Genomic DNA, 15,428 nt, shown 5'->3' with positions numbered 1-15,428 from the left:
TTTCAACAGCATCTGACCGCAAAGCCATTGACTCACCGGGCGTTGACCGTATAATCCCAGGCGTTTCCACCGTTTAGGTGGAGCATCTCGCGCAATGCGCCCTTAGCTCAGCTGGATAGAGCAACGGCCTTCTAAGCCGTAGGTCACAGGTTCGAATCCTGTAGGGCGTGCCATTAGTATTCAATGAGTTACTGAAGCTTCAAGCCTGCCTGATCTTCTCCCTGTGTCGTATTTGTGTCATTGTTACCAAAAATCACGTCAATTTTCCGGGCATGCTCGCTCAGATGATTGGACGCAAGATAGGCTTACTTGTTTTCCAGGGAGTGACAATGTCTGACCAAACCTACTGGAACCGCATGGTTCCCGAACTGACCGTAACGGATTTCCCCGCCTCGCTGCACTTTTACGTCGAGATCCTTGGATTTTCTGTCATGATCAGACGTCACGATCCGGAGTTTGCCTACGTTTGTATAGGCGAGGCGCAGCTGATGCTTGAGCAGTACCACGATAGCGGTTGGAATACGGCTAAACTTGTCCGGCCGCTGGGACGGGGCGTAAATTTTCAAATTGAAGTAGATGATGTCGCGCCGATTGTCGCCCGCCTGCAGGCCAATGGCATCGCGCTATATCGTACCCTTCGCGATAACGCTTACAGCACAGGCGACACAGAGGCGTGTCAGCGGGAGTTTCTGGTGCAGGATCCTGACGGCTATCTTCTCCGTTTCAGCCAGTACATCGACTAGTCACCCATCTTCGCCAGCAGCGGCCCGGCGCACCCTTTCGGCGTTTCCATCGCCTGCTGCTTCTCTGTATCGCTAAGCTGCTCCCAGGCGTGAAGCATCTTCTTGCCTAGCGACGGAGAGAAGTGTGTTTTCTTCAACGCATAATCCGAATTGCCGCCTTCGATCATCTGCTCCATTTCGGTCAGTCCAGCCGCAGGAGAGCTGCTTTTTACGGTGCACAGTACCGAGGCGTACCAGGCCTTATCCTCATCGCTATAGTGCGGAACCAGCCACCAGGCCAGCAGTGCAACAAGGGCAATAAGCAGAATAACAGTGCGGGGTTTAACTCTTTTCATATCAGTAACGACAGCCTTAAAAAATGTGCCGATAGTATAGCGCCTTTGCTTAAACAGAAGGACTACGGTAATGCCTGCTACACTCGCATAAGGTTATCTTGTGGAGGACACATGAAATTAGGCTTCGCTTGTAAGTTTCTGGACCCGGATTTAAAGCAGCGTTTCCCCTTTAAAGCCACTACCCGTACGCGATTTTTGAGTCTGGAGAGCGAAGAGCGATCAAAGCTGATCTACACGCTGTCAGCGACCAACCTGACCAACCTCTATCTGCTTTTTCAGGAGCTGGCCCAGTTGCCGCCCGCGCTGCGGATGATGCGCATCGGCAGCGATCTGCTGCCGCTCTATACCGTGCCCGAGGCCACGGCGCTGTATAAGGAGTTCTTGCCGGAGCTCTATCCGCTGTTCACCAAATGCGGTGATTTCGCCCGGGCCAACGATATCCGCCTCTCGTTTCACCCTGGGCAGTACTCGGTGCTCGCCTCAGACAATGTGCTGGTAGTGGAGCGCGCCCTGGAGGATGTGGAGTACCATGCTCTCTGCGCGACGCTGATGGGCTATGGCAAAACCTTCCAGGACTTCAAAATCAACATCCATATGAATGGCAAAGCCGGATTTGCCGGGTTTAAAAGCGCGTTTGGCAGGCTCAGCCCGGAGGCCAGGCGGATGCTAACCGTCGAGAACGACGAGATCTCCTGCTCGCTGGATGATGTCCTCCAGGCGCAAGCGCTCTGCCCAATCGTGGTGGATATTCACCATCACTGGGTGAAGGAGGGGGCGTTTATCCAGCCCAACGATCCGCGTATCGCGCAGGTTAAGGCCTCCTGGCGGGACGTCAGGCCAGTGATGCACTACTCCATTTCGCAGGAGGGGATTATCCCCGAGCAGGGCTTCCCGGATCAGAGCAGCCTTGGCGTGCCGAAAACCAAACTCAGGGCGCACTCGGACTTCTTCTTCAACCCGACGCTCAACGATTGGGCGCTCTCGTTTGCGGATTTTGACATCATGTGCGAGGTGAAGATGAAAAACCTCGCCCGCGACCGGCTCTATAAGTATGCGCAGTCCAGGGCGGAGTAGTGTTATGCGGGGCGATTACTCCCCCTCCATCCCTTCGCCGCTTTCGCCTTTCTCCCAGGCTACCCGACGATGGAACATTCTTTTCAGTGCACGGCCAACGGTGTTAAACCAGCCCGTCGGACGTGGGTCGGCGAGCATACTCAGGGCGCGGGCATAGTCGAGCACCAGTCCCGGCGTCCAGGCCATCGTCTCTGCGCGTTTGCGCAGCTGGAGGGCCACCCACAGCTCCGGCGTGGACATCAGCTTACCCATCGCCATCCAGAACCCGCGCGCCTGCCACAGCCGTCCGACCGATCCCTCCAGCGCGGCTTCTAGCGCCCGAGCCACGGTGCTGGAGCAGTTCCGATGCGTCAGATTGTACGACTCATCCTGACGATAGCGCTCCCAAAACGCTGCCAGCCGCGCCTCGCTGTAGTTACGGATGCGCACCTTGCGTGTCGATGGGCACCACTGTACCGACTCCGTGGCATAGTCCGGCTGAAACTCTCCCGGCACGTCGTTTTCCGGTGTAGCACGTAGCGTACGGGCAAACGCATCTGGTGAGCGGTCGATCTGTACGGCGGGGTAGAGGCTGATATAGATGCCGCCGGGGGACTCCAGCGCGGCATGGCCGGTGGAGATGACGCCGTTGCGATCGACGGCGGCGATATAGCGGCTGATAACCGGGCGCGGAACGGCCTCGCTTGCGGCGGAGCCCACCGGGGTCCAGACATGAACGGTCAGGGCTTTTTCATCGTCGTCCGGCGGCCCTTCCCACTCCACCACGGCGGGAGGAGGCGTATCCGTCTCCGCCATAAACTCTTCACCCTTCAGGCCAGGGTTAGCCGCGGCCCGTTTGACGCGATTCGCGAGGATAAACAGGTTCCAGCCGGCAAAGGCGAGCACCAGGCCCAGGCAGTAGGGAACGGTGCCGGCATAGTCAGAGGGCCAGGGCTGAAAGAAAAACAGGGCCAGCACGATCTCGACGATCCCGCCCCACAGCGCAGGCCGCCAGCGTTGATAGCGGACGACAACCGCAGAGGCGATCTGCAGCGCGCCATCAAACAGGAAGAGCAGGCCGAAGATGATCGACAGCAGAAAGTTACCATCGTGGTTCCCGGCGAGGATCAGTACCGCAGCAAGAGAGAAGGCTGCGCCCTTGACGTAGCGCAGAATACGCTGGCCGCCCATGCCGCTGTGGGCCACCATCAGCGTCGCGCCGCCTTCAAACAGCAGCAGCGAGGCAAAAAGCTCAATGGGGAAGAATAGCGCGCCGTCCAGCGCGTCGATAAACAGCACTACGCCTGCGGTAAGCGTTACCCAGCCGAAACGGCGCAGCCCGCGCCAGTGCGATCGCAGAAAATCAATGCCAAGCAGGATCAGGGTTAGCCGCATCATAGGCGCGTATCCGCAATAGACTCTCCCTATTTATAACCTGGCCGCTGGCAGCGTGCGCAATGAATCGTCTATTTTACAATCATCGCTGGAGGGTACATCACGCTCCCGCCACTCGCTGCGGAAAGCGCTCCAGCAGCCAGTCGATAAACACGCGTAGCCGGTGCGTGACGTGACGGCTCTGCGGATAGACTACATGAAAAGGATAGGGCGCAGGCCGCCACGCTTTGAGGATCTCCACCAGCGTGCCGTTGCGCAGCGCTTCAGCCGTCGAATAGCTAAAGGTCTGAATAACGCCCAGTCCCGCCAGGCCTGCCGCCAGATGGGCATTACTCTCATTAACGCCGATACGATGATCGACCTTAATGTCCGTTTTCTCGCCGTTATGCTCGAAGCGAAAAGGGAAGGCTCTGCCGTTTTGTGGGGAGAGATAGCTTACCAGCCGGTGGCCGTTTTTTAGCTCCTCCGGGTAGGCGGGCGTGCCGAAGGCTTTAAGGTACTCCGGCGTCGCACAGGTAATCAGCGTTGCCGAGCCAATATGGCGGGCAATAAGGGACGAGCTCTCCAGCGGGCCGCCGCGGATCACGCAGTCGACGTTATCGCTGATCAGATCGACGGCGCGGTCGGACACCCCCAGATCGATGCGGATATCCGGATAGCGCGTCATAAACTCGGGAAGGATAGGGATGAGCACGTCGCGGGCGGTAGATCCGCCGATATCGATGCGCAGCAGCCCGCGCGGCTTGCTGCGGGCTGCGCTAAAGGAGGTATCAATATCTTCCAGGTCGCGCAGGATGCGGGCGCTCTTTTCATAGTAGTCGCGCCCTTCGGGGGTGACCGTCACGCGCCGGGTAGTGCGCTGCAAAAGGCGCACGCCAAGGTGCGCCTCCAGCTCCTGAATCAGCTTGCTGACCGTAGCATTGGGCATCTCCAGCGAGTCTGCCGCCCGGGTGAAGTTACCTGCCTCTACTACCCGGGCAAAAGCCCGTATCGCTACCAGCTGATCCATTTATAATCCCCGTTTGTCATATTACGGCTGATTATATACGGTCCGTTGCTTCATCCTCATCCGCAATTAAGACAACCTTGCCGATATGCGTCCCCTCATCCAGTAACCGGTGAGCATCGGCCGCCTCCGCGAGCGGGAACGTTTTGTAGATTTGCGGTTTAAGCTTCCCGGCCTCAATCAGCGGCCAGACGTGGTCGTTAAGCTCTTCAATGATTTCAGCTTTAGCGGCGGGCGAGCGCGAGCGCAGGGTAGAGCCGATATGCATCAGCTGCTTGGTGAGCATCGGGAACAGGTTGAGCTCTTTAGCTGGGCCGGCGAGCACGCTAATCTGCACGATACGCCCGTGCATTGCCGCTGCCTCATAGTTTCGCGCAACATAATCACCCGCGATGATATCAAGGATAATGTCTGCCCCATGCCCGTCGGTCACCTTTTTGGTCACCTCGACAAAGTCCTCTTCTTTATAGAGCACGGCAACGTCCGCGCCGAGCTTCAGGCTGGCCTGACGGTGTTCATCGGAACCCACGGTAGTGATGACCTTCGCTGCGCCAAAGGCTTTCGCCAGCATGGTGGCCGTGGTACCAATGCCGGACGCGCCGCCGTGGATCAGGATAATATCACCGGCTTTAAACTGGCCGCGCTGGAACATGTTAAGCCAGACCGTCATAAAGGTTTCCGGCAGCGCCGCCGCTTCGACAAAGTTCAGTCCGGGCGGCAGGGGCAGGGTATTGCTCTCATGGGCAGTGCAGTACTCAGCGTAGCCGCCGCCGGTAATCAGGGCGGCAACCCGGTCTCCCGGCGCGAAACTTTGCACCTCAGCGCCAACGGCAACCACGACACCTGATACCTCCAGGCCTGGGATATCAGACGCCCCTGGCGGCGGCGCATACTGCCCCTTACGCTGCAACACGTCCGGACCGTTAACCCCTGCGGCAACGATGCGGATCAGCACTTCGTTCGCCTGCGGAGAAGGCACCGGGCGCGTTGTCGCCTGCAGAACCTCCGGCCCGCCGGGCTGGGTAATGTCAATCGCGGTCATGGTGTCGGGCGTAGTATGCGTTTGTTCAGACATCTCTTTCTCCTGTGGTCTTTTACCCTATTATGGTTCAGGAACCACAGGTGAGTTTGTTATCGCTTGCTCTTAATCATAATCCACAACGACTTTAACCTTGCTTTGGACCTTGCCAGTAAACACTTTATTACCATAGCGGGCATAGCGGAGCTGTAGATTAAGTGGATAAGTACGGCCATTCAACAGTTCACCGCCTCGACTGGCGAGCGTAAATTTTTGCGTAGGCTGAAAAGTGATATCCTGACCATTATTTTTTAACTCAAATCCAACTTCCCCAGCGCTTCCCGACTCTGTTCCCAGCTCATTCTGTAAAACGTTGCCGCTGAGCGTGCTGATGGGTTCAAAATGGTAATGAATATTACTGGTCGCAACGCCAGTAGTACTGCTGCATTGCAACTCCGGCTGTTTTGTTGTCGGTGCAGCGAAAGCATTATTGGCAATGTCCTGGTAGCTAATACTCGGCGCAGCGATCTCCTGGTTTTTAAAAGTACAGGTGGTGGGCGTGAATTTAGCGAGCACTTTAATTCGGTTGCGGTACTCATGTGTATTATTGTCATGCCCTGCAAGACAGGAGATTGTGTCACAGGATTGTGGCTTTATAATCATATAGTTTATTAAATCAAATGCTGTGTTAGTCTCGATTGTACCTGTAACATTTCCAGTATAGTTAGTTAGTACACTATACGTTAATACATATTTAAATGTGTTCAGCTCTATCGCTTTATGGGTAACGTGTGAAAACGTCGATCCATTAAATGCGCCCGACTTAGTGGTTGCCCCCGCTTTCAATGATATTTTAATTGCAATATTATGCGTTGAATTACCGATCTTATAGTAGTAATCTGTATTATGTGCCGTGGAGAGGTTGAATATATTAGGTGTCCAGCCGCCGCCTAAGCATTTAAAATCAGGACTGCTGCTAGACAGATTTATAATGTTTTCTTTTGTGGCTGAGCCTGCGTCCAGATCAAGAGTGATGGTTTCTGAAGTAACACTCGGCTGCTTCTCAGTTCCCTCTATATAGCAGTAAGCCTGAGCCTGAAAAACAGCAAACACCGTAATAAGTGCCAGTAAAATACGCATAGTCATTCCTTTTAGCGGCAAGTATAAACTTTGCTTTCGTCGATTGTTTTACCGAATGTGATGGTACAGAAGAGACTCTGCTGTTTATCCGTAGCGACATGCACAGACTGCGGCACGCTATCAGTACGAATAAATAGCTGGCTGCCCTGGGCGACTACGCCTACATTCTGGCCCGCATCGTCTTCTACTTCATAGCCAAAGGTCAGCGGAGAACCGTCCGGGCGTCTGGCTGTGAAAAGGTGCGGCTTACGACTGTCCGTATCAAACTTAGCCAGCACGACCGCGCCACGATAGGGCACAATACCTTTGCGATTGCCGTTTAACGCGACGTCACTTTCGGTATTGGAGGTATCCAGCAACAGGGTATTTTCACGGTAGGGGGTTAAGCTGCTATAGATCGCTTTACCTTGCTTACTGGTGGTATTGAATTTGTTGCCCTGTATTGCAGCGCCTTCCAGCCCCGGCGCATCAATAATGGCAAAGGTCTCGGTGAGGGAATGAGTTAAATTAACGCCACCGCTCCAGGCCACCACGCCGCCCTGAATGCTACCGCTGGCCTGGTTATAGTGATTAGACTGGCTATAGCTACCGTCAAGGGTAGCGAAGGGGGCGTGCCAGGCGAGGTTCGCACCTGCGGCGGTTTCGTGATCCTGCCGCTGGTGGCTCAGGTTCACGCCATAATTAAATTGATCCCTGTCGCCTGCAATACCGTTAATATTGGTGTTATTCGACTGGTAGCCGTCATCATCAAAGGTAGTGCTGTTAGAGACGTACAGGTCGCGCCGTGGCGTGGCGATATCATCACCCCACGAGAAAGGAATCGAGAAGTAGATATTAAACCGTTTATCTTCCCGGTCATCCTCATCGTAGGACTGGCTGACGGAGAGGGTATAAGTAACGCGTGACCAGCTGTTCGAATAGCTTAGCTGGACATCGTTGCGGGTTCCGCCCCGCTGCCAGTAGTCGCGCCATAGGGCGCTGCCGGAGAGCGAACCCCAGCCCGTGGGCAGCGCCTGGTTAACGGCCAGCGAGAAGCTGTTTTTACGGCCAAAGTCGTTTTGGTAGTAGTCGGCAATGTCATACACATCGTCATCGTCACGATGGTAGCTATTTTTATTGTTGGCCCAGACGTGATCATTAAAGGTGCGGTAATCTTTCGAAGAGTAGCGCCATGCGGCCATTGATAGCTGGGTGCCGGTAGGCGACAGATATTTACTCCATGCAACCTGATAACTCTGGCCATCATAGGTCTTGCCATCGTCCTGGCTGCTGTGGGAGCGAGTGACGTCCAGCGAGATAGCCCCTATGCGAGTATTCCAGCCGCTACCTACCAGGAAAGCATTATAGTCATCCGCCAGCATCGTACCGGTGTAGAGCGTTATCAGGTTATTGACGCCGTACTGCCAGCTTCCCTGCATAAAATCTGACTGGTTACTGGCTCCCTCAATATGGCTACGTCCAGCAGAAACGTCATATTTTACCACGCCTGGCTGCAGCATTTTCGGCACGCTGGAGAAGGGCACCAGGTAGTGCGTCGTCGTACCATCCGCCTCTTTCACCGTAACGTCCAGGTCGGCTCCGCCGCCCGCCAGCTGTAAGTCATCAATAGCAAACGGGCCGGGAGGAACTTCGCTCTGATAGACCACAAAGCCGTTCTGTTCCACGGTAACTAACGCATTGCTCTGGGCAATCCCGCGTACCACTGGCGTGAAGTTCTGCTTAGAATCAGGCAGCATCTGCATATCACGCCACAGCCGGACGCCGTTAAAGCGCACTGCGTCAAACAGTTCGCCGTCGGTATACATATCCCCGGCGCGGACGGTGCTCAGAATTTCAGGAATGCCACGCTCCAGATAGAGCGTATTGCTCTTCCACTTACCCTGGCTATCGTCGGTTTTGGTGTAGTTGGTGCTGGAGTGCAGCTGGAAACCCAATAAATTCAGGCCGCTGTTAAAATTGATATAGCTGCTCTTACTCGTGCCGTTCTGTTTGTAGTCGCTGTAGTACTGGCTGGCATAGTAGGATGTGTAGAAGGCATTAATCCCACGATCCCAGGTTTCCGGCGGCATGTAGCCACGCTCGTGGGCGTTAACCCAGGCCTGAGGAACGGTGAGTTTGAGCGCAAGCTGGCTGAGGTCATAATTAACGCTGCCACCCTGTACAGCGTCACTGAGTACAATGCACTCTTCCGGCTTCAGGTTTTTAAACGCCTCGGTTTTAATACCTATCTGCTGTAGCTGAGAGAGAGGTAAGCAGGTTTTATCAGGATCATCAGCCACAACCAGACTGTAACGCCCGCGCCATTCATCATTGAGATAGATATCCAGATCGTATGCCCCGGGAAGGGGTTTATCGCCTTCAAGCGCCAGATCGGATGTTTTTGATCCTTTTATTCCCCCATGCAAAAAATGGGTGTCGAATGTTTCAGCTCGGGCAGAAGCAATATGCAAAAGCAAAGAGGAGATAATCCCCATCGTAATGAGGTTAAATTTATACATGGCGGCTTCCCTGACTATTAATTGCTTTTAATATTTTCTCGCAAGTAATTTCCGTAATCATCAATAAGCGTGACGGTATACTGATTAGCAGCTGGTGCTCCAGGTAGATTTACCCTGGCATGCGGTGCCAGTAACAGCGTCACGTTATTAATTTTTACCGTGCTTTTAATTTCAGTAATAGTTAGCCAGTTTGCAGAGGTATTTTCAACGGCCAGGCCATTGTTAGAGCGTGTGATATGCAATTTAGAAAATGTCTCTTTATTCACGCCCGGTAGGCTGGTTGGGCGATAAATAAGCTTGATCCTGTTTTGCAGAGCAAATTTTAGCTTATTTTTTTCAGAGCCGCTGTCAGAGTTGGGAGGGATATCCAGTACGTTAAGATAGTAGAGTGATTCCCGATCCTGAGGTAAATTTGCTTTCAGAAATTTAATCTTTAGCTGTTGCCCGGCATTGCCGTTGACCTTAACGACGGGGGGCGTCAGGAGAAAGGGGACCTGCAGCTTCTCCGGTGGTGTCTGCGTATCGCCATCGTCAATCCATGCCTGCACCAGCGCGCTGCGATCGCCTTGATTCATGAGCTGAACGGTGACCTCTTTCTGTGCAGCCGGGTAGATAACCCGCGTTCCGTAGATATAAACGCCGCCCCATGCTGGCAATGCTGCTACGGCCAGCAGAGCGGCAAAAATCCTTTTCATAATCCTGTCTCCGCAAGAAAAACCCGGCAGAGGCTGCCGGGGATGGTAATCAGTCTGTTACAACGGTAAAGGTAACCGTTGAATCTACGGCACCTGCGGTTACATTATTGCCGGGCGCACGGGCGTATTGAGCGAAAATATCAAAAGTGTATTCGCCATTGTCATTTTTTACGGAGGAAATGGGAGTGGTTCCGTCGCTGTTAATACGTGTGCCGTTGATAAAGATGGCATAGCCAACGCCCGTAGCTTGACCGGTTCCTCCCACAGTTTTAGTCACGCTCTTATCACCGGTGACAGCAAACTGATCGGGAAGGAATTTAAGAGTAGGTACTTCAGTTCCGGCTGCGCATTTCACTTTAAAAGATGTGCTGGTTTTATTCTGATAGCCTACATAGGCATCCCCTGCATTAAGATTATCCATAGCATCGAGACCGATTTGATTCATAGGGATCTCTGCCGACTGGGCGCCATTTGCAAAATGGCAGGTTGTGCCTTTTATAAATCCATTAATAATCAATGTGCCCATGTCACTATCTGGTACAGTTTCAGCAAAAGCAGCAGGTGCAGCAAATGAGACAGCTAATACAGCGGCAGTAATAAGTGATTTTTTCATTTTATTTTCCTTAATGTATTGAGTCCTAAACCACGAGAGAGTTATTTCTGACAAGGAAACAATTGCACACAATATGAAATGCGGCAAATTAAAGGATACAATTTTTTGACATAAAGCAATTTATGTCACTTATTATATTTGGTGTGATTATATTATTGATGAGTTATTCATTCATATAATAAATAACTGTAATTAACCGAGAGTAAAAGAACGGGCTGTCCTGACACAACCCGTAGAGAATCTTTTTTTATACGTCAATAATCAATCCCAGGCGCTTACGATCACTTTTCGATTTTCATCACCCGGCAGGGAGACGACCTGAGTGGAGACGCCGCGCTGTACGCCTGGCTGACCGTCAGTTTTAAGCGTGTTAACGGTAAACGCAGGGGGAACAACCATACCCGAAATAGAGAGCGTAGCGGTATCTGAAGCCTGAGCATAAACCGCACTGCTCAGCATTGCCGAGGCGACCAAAGTAAGAGCTATTTTCATAAATGTGGAACCACATCAAAAGGCAGGGGATCCTAAGATAGGGCGTTTTTTATTCGGGGTCAATGTATGCTGAAAAGTGATCAGATTTGTCACGGCCAGGCACTGCCTGGCCGTAAGAGAGGATTAAGATTCAGGCGGTAACCGTCCCTCCTCGATAAACTCATCGTCTAGCTCGTCGGCGTTGCCCTGATGATCTTTCCCGGAGAGCAGGTTCCAGCAGGCCAGGAACAGCGCGGCGATCAGCGGCCCAATCACAAAGCCGTTAATGCCATAGATCTCCAGACCGCCCAGGGTAGAGATAAGCACCAGGTAATCGGGCATTTTGGTGTCCTTACCGACCAGTACCGGGCGCAGCAGGTTATCCACCAGCCCGACGATAATCACAAAGAAGCCGACAATAAAAAAGCCCTGCCAGATCTGACTGGTAGCAAAAAGGAAGATGGCCGCAGGCACCCAGATAATCGCTGAGCCCACCGCAGGCACCAGCGACAGGAAAGCCATCAATGCCCCCCACAGCACGCTACCATCGATACCAACAATCCAGAAGCCGATGCCGCCCAGTATGCCCTGCAGTACGCCAATGACGACGGTACCCTTAACGGTCGCACGGGAGACGGCGGCGAATTTCGCAAACAGGTGATGCTTTACATAGCGCGAGAGGGGCAATGACTCCAGTGCCTGGTTAACAATATAGGGCCCGTCCTTCAACAGGAAAAAGAGCAGGTAGAGCATAACGCCAAAGTTAATGGTAAAGCTGAAGGTGCTCTTGCTGATAAGGAACGCGCTGCCGGCAAGGTACTGCCCGCTCTTTAATGCCACCTGCGACAGCTGCTGCTGGATCTGCGTAGCGTTGTTCAGATCGTGATCGGCCAGAAACTGCTGTGCCCAGCTGGGCAGGTGAGCCACCAGATCGGCAACCACCACCGGGAACTGAGTATTGTTGTCCTGCAGCTTGGTGTAAACCGTATTGGCCTCAAACGCCAGCGACGAGAGAATGATCGCCAGAGGAGTAAAAACGATAAGACAGATAATCAACACCGTTAGCAGGGAAGCAATCCCGTTGCGCCCGGCGATCCTGTCCCGCAGTCGGTTTTTGAGCGGCTGGAATATCACCGCCAGAATCGCCGCCCATAAAATAGCCGAGTAGTAGGGCGTCATGATGTCGAAAAATGCCAGCGTGACGACCAGCAATATCAGGATGAAAAAGCCTTTTGTTAATCCCTTAAATCTCATATTTACTTCTCCGGTATGTGATGCACTTCTCGAAATATAGAAGGTACTGAGGAGATTACCATTTTCAGCTGCGGGAAAAAGAAACTTGCGTCTGGCACTGGCTGGCAAGGCTCATTTCTGGCGTCGGGTAACGGAAGTGGCTACGCTAAAATAACCCCCTTTATTTTGGAGGAGAGACCATGCCGGACGTAACCGACTCAACCTCTGTTCTGCTGCTAGCCGCTAATGACTGGGTGCCGAATAACCCGTATTTGCCTGTGCTTATTTATCGCCAGATATTTATCCCTGACGAGAGTGCTGTTCAAACGGCGCAGCAGCTGTTTGAAAAAAACGGCTGGCCTGCGCAGTGGGTTGATGGCATTTACCCTTACCATCATTACCACAGCAATGCTCATGAGGTGCTGGCCGTTGCTCGCGGTGACGCTCTGCTTATGCTGGGTGGCCCGGAGGGGCAGGAGGTGGCTGTACGCGGCGGCGATATTGTGCTGCTGCCTGCGGGAACGGGTCACTGCAATCTGCGCAGCAGTGACGATTTCACCGTGGTAGGAGCCTACCCGCCGGACCAGCAGTTTGATCTCTGTCGCGGGGCACCCACTCAGCAAATGCTGGACGCGATTGCCAAGGCGCCATTCCCACACCGTGACCCCGTTTATGGAAATGCAGGGCCGCTTATTGACTACTGGATAAAGATTTAAGCAGCGCTAACATATTAGTAATAGCATATTTTGCACTTTGAAAAATGTATTGCTATACCATCGCCAGTTTTTGCTAATAGACTCACAAAAATTATCTCTATAATTAATAAATAGCGCTTTACAAATGTAAATCTGTGTAATTATTACCCACTCAGACTCGATATATTCTGAAAATAATGTGGTTTACTGTTGGATACGCTATAAAAGGTAAGTGATATATAAGTTTTCATAACAAAGCATGATAGCCAGAGGCATGTATGCAGATAATCTATTTTAAAGTGGAATGCCTATTCCCGGAGCTTTTACCCTCTTCGACAGTTACTCTAAAATAGGTAGTGTTAACAAGAGAGAATGAAGTTATATCAACTTTTTCTAACTTAAAAATTAATAGCTTACCCTTTTATAGCTTCCATTTAGTCCCTGTTGGGTTCAGAAAAATTGAACATGCTATTAAAGGCGAGCCGGGTAAGCATTTACAGTTCTCCTCAGGTTATCTGCCCTCAGGTGAATACCGGGTTGAAACGCCTGCCGGTGAGAAAATGCTCGGTTATGATGCGCTTACGGGCCTCTGGCGGCTGGTTGACGAGAATGAGGAGGAGAGATACCTCACGACCAATGAGTTTATTTCACGAAGTTTTTCGATTATTCGGCCTGTGAAATTAGTTTATCGCAATCGTCGGGATATTATTTGCTGAGCAGAACTCTTACCTGTTTTAAAATATAATATATTTTGCCTGCGGGGTTATCCCGCGCGCAGGCTTTCATGTAATGACGAAATAGCGGCTGGTTTAATTGCTTGGTGAAATAGTGACTCATGTAAAGCAACCTGGTTACGGCCGCGTTTTTTTGCTGTATATAGCGCAACATCAGCTGCGCTATAGAGGGCTTCAAAATCGCTGTAGCGCGTACCAAGGCTAACCCCAAAGCTCGCCGTAACATATTGCTGGGCAAGGCAGTCCAGCGGGGAGGCATTAAGCGACGCGTGAAGATAGCGCGCAATAATTACCGCCTCTTCCAGCCGGGCATAGGGTAATAAAATCGTGAACTCTTCGCCACCTACCCGGCCAATAGATGCCTGCGAGGGGAGGGCATGGCGTATACGCGAGACCAGAGAGCAGATGACTTTATCGCCCATTGGATGGCCGTATTCATCGTTTATGCGTTTAAAGTGATCGATATCCAGCAGGATCAGCGCTACGTTGCCCTGCGTGAGCGCGCGGTTAATGTGGTTAATGATCGCGCTGCGGTTATAAACGGCCGTAAGCGGATCGTGTGTCGCTTCATACTCAAGGCGGGCTGCCAGCTTTTGCAGCTCCTCGTTCATGCGCGTTAATTCGCGCTCGGCCCGATCGCTACGGGAGATCAGGCGATAAGACTGGCGGATGAGCCGCTGATAGTGTTTTGCCACCGTCCACAGCTTTTCACGACACTCTTCGGCAGGTAGCCGCGCATCGGCGGCGGCTACCCGGGCGTCTTCCAGGACGGCGTACTCCTCCTGGAATAGCTCGTTAATATCTAACATGCGTTAAGGTCCGGCGTTAAAAAGACAGCAAGCGCGGGAAAATCAAGGCTGACCTCCTGGCCAAATTCTTCAGAAATATCGTCATCCGCATCGTAATACCAGTGCAGCTCGCAGGCTTTACCTCGTTTCGCGAAGCCGTTGAGTGACTCGAAAAACTCAAACAGCAGTTTGGTGCTGGAGCTGTTGAAGTAGCTCAGGGCAACGTGTAGCTGCAGCGGAGCCGATTCGGCAGGGATCTCCTGCAGCCAGCTCTCTACGGCCTGCAACAGCGGGCGGAAGAAGGCGGCGGCATTTTCCGGGTAGGCTTCACCTTTTAGCACCAGACGATGCGCCGCAAAGTCAAAGTTCACTTCCGGTGTGGCAGAGGTTGCTGCAAGCACAATCGCGGTGGGCAGTGTGGTATCAGTCATGGCAAAAGGTGGCCTTTAGGTGAAAGGCGGACAGGGAACTGGCCGCCAGAGGATGAATGCGGTACTCCAGCGGTTCGCTGGTATCTCGCGCCATAGTTAACAGACCGATATTGGCCCCTTTGCTGGTCGCGGGTGCTTCACTGCGTAAGTTCTGTTTCCAGGCCTGCTTAATTTCCGCCTGGGTCATCGTGCGCAGCATGTCGAGGTTATTCTGCAGCAGAGAGGACTCTTCGTATCCCACCAGGTTAGCCGTTTCCAGATAGTAGTTGGCCCGATCGGTATGCAGACAAAGCGAGCCGAAGCGCAGCTCCTCTTTATCTGTGCCAATGTAACGCTCGTCGCCGGAGTAGCGCACAATGTTTTGCCCCATCTCAATAAACACAGAGAAGAGCCGGCGGCGCAGCGGCAGGGAGGATTCGTGCTTATCCAGCCATGCCCGCACGACGTCACCCATCGCCACGATATGCTGCTGCGAAAAATAGCCGGTATAAAATAGCTCTACCGCACTCTGCCTCTGTAGCGTAATTAACGGCAGCAGAACCGCCTCTTTGACCTGCAGGTCATTAAATTTCATGTTATC

Annotated in this window: 17 protein-coding genes, 1 tRNA gene and 1 pseudogene; 5 read left to right on the top strand and 14 right to left on the bottom strand. The window is 52.7% G+C overall.

Annotated elements, in window-relative coordinates:
• Positions 1–96: 96 nt before the first annotated feature.
• A tRNA-Arg gene (locus RTX96_RS12150) sits at positions 97–173 on the top strand.
• Positions 174–188: 15 nt separating this feature from the next.
• On the opposite strand, the pseudogene RTX96_RS12145 reads toward RTX96_RS12150, so the two are convergent.
• Positions 189–305: pseudogene (locus RTX96_RS12145) on the bottom strand (hypothetical protein); the annotation flags it as partial.
• Between the two features lie 24 nt (positions 306–329).
• On the opposite strand from RTX96_RS12145, the gene RTX96_RS12140 reads away from it, so the two are divergent.
• A complete protein-coding gene (locus RTX96_RS12140; RefSeq protein WP_103821472.1) occupies positions 330–743 on the top strand; it encodes a bleomycin resistance protein in 414 nt (137 codons plus the stop codon).
• On the opposite strand, the gene RTX96_RS12135 is transcribed toward RTX96_RS12140, so the two are convergent.
• Entirely contained in the window at positions 740–1,078 is a 339-nt protein-coding gene (locus RTX96_RS12135) for a hypothetical protein (RefSeq protein ID WP_312671117.1), read from the bottom strand. The genes RTX96_RS12140 and RTX96_RS12135 overlap by 4 nt on opposite strands.
• Positions 1,079–1,189: 111 nt before the next feature.
• On the opposite strand from RTX96_RS12135, the gene RTX96_RS12130 reads away from it, so the two are divergent.
• On the top strand, positions 1,190–2,152 hold the full coding sequence (locus RTX96_RS12130; RefSeq protein ID WP_312671115.1) for a UV damage endonuclease UvsE: 963 nt from the start codon (positions 1,190–1,192) through the stop codon (positions 2,150–2,152).
• Positions 2,153–2,167: 15 nt separating this feature from the next.
• Here RTX96_RS12130 and RTX96_RS12125 read toward each other — a convergent pair whose 3' ends face one another.
• From RTX96_RS12125 to RTX96_RS12085, 9 genes are all read right to left on the bottom strand, one after another.
• On the bottom strand, positions 2,168–3,529 hold the full coding sequence (locus tag RTX96_RS12125) for a DUF308 domain-containing protein (RefSeq protein WP_312671113.1): 1,362 nt from the start codon (positions 3,527–3,529) through the stop codon (positions 2,168–2,170).
• A 97-nt stretch (positions 3,530–3,626) separates the two neighbouring features.
• Positions 3,627–4,535: a LysR family transcriptional regulator gene (locus tag RTX96_RS12120; RefSeq protein WP_103821468.1), complete on the bottom strand. Its 909-nt coding sequence runs from the start codon at positions 4,533–4,535 to the stop codon at positions 3,627–3,629.
• A gap of 31 nt (positions 4,536–4,566) precedes the next feature.
• Positions 4,567–5,607, bottom strand: coding sequence for an NAD(P)H-quinone oxidoreductase (locus RTX96_RS12115; protein ID WP_312671111.1), 1,041 nt, complete (start codon positions 5,605–5,607; stop codon positions 4,567–4,569).
• A 69-nt stretch (positions 5,608–5,676) separates the two neighbouring features.
• Positions 5,677–6,690, bottom strand: coding sequence for a hypothetical protein (locus tag RTX96_RS12110; RefSeq protein WP_312671109.1), 1,014 nt, complete (start codon positions 6,688–6,690; stop codon positions 5,677–5,679).
• A gap of 11 nt (positions 6,691–6,701) precedes the next feature.
• Positions 6,702–9,188 carry a fimbrial biogenesis outer membrane usher protein gene (locus tag RTX96_RS12105; RefSeq protein WP_312671107.1) on the bottom strand — a complete coding sequence of 829 codons (2,487 nt, stop codon included), beginning with the start codon at positions 9,186–9,188 and terminating at the stop codon, positions 6,702–6,704.
• Between the two features lie 17 nt (positions 9,189–9,205).
• Positions 9,206–9,883, bottom strand: a complete 678-nt coding sequence (locus RTX96_RS12100; RefSeq protein WP_312671105.1) for a fimbria/pilus periplasmic chaperone — start codon at positions 9,881–9,883, stop codon at positions 9,206–9,208.
• A 49-nt stretch (positions 9,884–9,932) separates the two neighbouring features.
• Positions 9,933–10,496: a fimbrial protein YehD gene (yehD, locus tag RTX96_RS12095; RefSeq protein WP_312671103.1), complete on the bottom strand. Its 564-nt coding sequence runs from the start codon at positions 10,494–10,496 to the stop codon at positions 9,933–9,935.
• Between the two features lie 261 nt (positions 10,497–10,757).
• On the bottom strand, positions 10,758–10,988 hold the full coding sequence (locus RTX96_RS12090) for a hypothetical protein (RefSeq protein ID WP_312671101.1): 231 nt from the start codon (positions 10,986–10,988) through the stop codon (positions 10,758–10,760).
• Positions 10,989–11,111: 123 nt separating this feature from the next.
• Entirely contained in the window at positions 11,112–12,221 is a 1,110-nt protein-coding gene (locus RTX96_RS12085; RefSeq protein WP_103821461.1) for an AI-2E family transporter, read from the bottom strand.
• A gap of 179 nt (positions 12,222–12,400) precedes the next feature.
• Here RTX96_RS12085 and RTX96_RS12080 point away from each other — a divergent pair, with 179 nt between their 5' ends.
• Together RTX96_RS12080 and RTX96_RS12075 are read left to right on the top strand one after the other, a co-directional pair.
• Positions 12,401–12,916, top strand: coding sequence for a cupin (locus RTX96_RS12080; protein WP_312671099.1), 516 nt, complete (start codon positions 12,401–12,403; stop codon positions 12,914–12,916).
• Between the two features lie 335 nt (positions 12,917–13,251).
• Positions 13,252–13,611, top strand: a complete 360-nt coding sequence (locus RTX96_RS12075) for a hypothetical protein (RefSeq protein ID WP_312671097.1) — start codon at positions 13,252–13,254, stop codon at positions 13,609–13,611.
• Between the two features lie 47 nt (positions 13,612–13,658).
• On the opposite strand, the gene RTX96_RS12070 is transcribed toward RTX96_RS12075, so the two are convergent.
• From RTX96_RS12070 to RTX96_RS12060, 3 genes are read right to left on the bottom strand one after another with little or no spacing between them, the layout of a single operon-like run.
• Positions 13,659–14,438 carry a GGDEF domain-containing protein gene (locus tag RTX96_RS12070; RefSeq protein ID WP_312671095.1) on the bottom strand — a complete coding sequence of 260 codons (780 nt, stop codon included), beginning with the start codon at positions 14,436–14,438 and terminating at the stop codon, positions 13,659–13,661.
• Positions 14,432–14,848 carry a DUF1987 domain-containing protein gene (locus RTX96_RS12065; protein WP_103821458.1) on the bottom strand — a complete coding sequence of 139 codons (417 nt, stop codon included), beginning with the start codon at positions 14,846–14,848 and terminating at the stop codon, positions 14,432–14,434. Before RTX96_RS12065 ends, RTX96_RS12070 begins: the two co-directional genes overlap by 7 nt.
• Positions 14,841–15,422 carry a SiaB family protein kinase gene (locus tag RTX96_RS12060; RefSeq protein ID WP_312671093.1) on the bottom strand — a complete coding sequence of 194 codons (582 nt, stop codon included), beginning with the start codon at positions 15,420–15,422 and terminating at the stop codon, positions 14,841–14,843. Before RTX96_RS12060 ends, RTX96_RS12065 begins: the two co-directional genes overlap by 8 nt.
• Between the last annotated feature and the right edge of the window lie 6 nt (positions 15,423–15,428).

Source organism: Pseudescherichia sp., from assembly GCF_032052675.1.
Taxonomy (GTDB): domain Bacteria; phylum Pseudomonadota; class Gammaproteobacteria; order Enterobacterales; family Enterobacteriaceae; genus Pseudescherichia.
The sequence above is the reverse complement of the archived record's forward strand: the minus strand, read 5'-3'. Positions and strand labels throughout refer to the sequence as shown.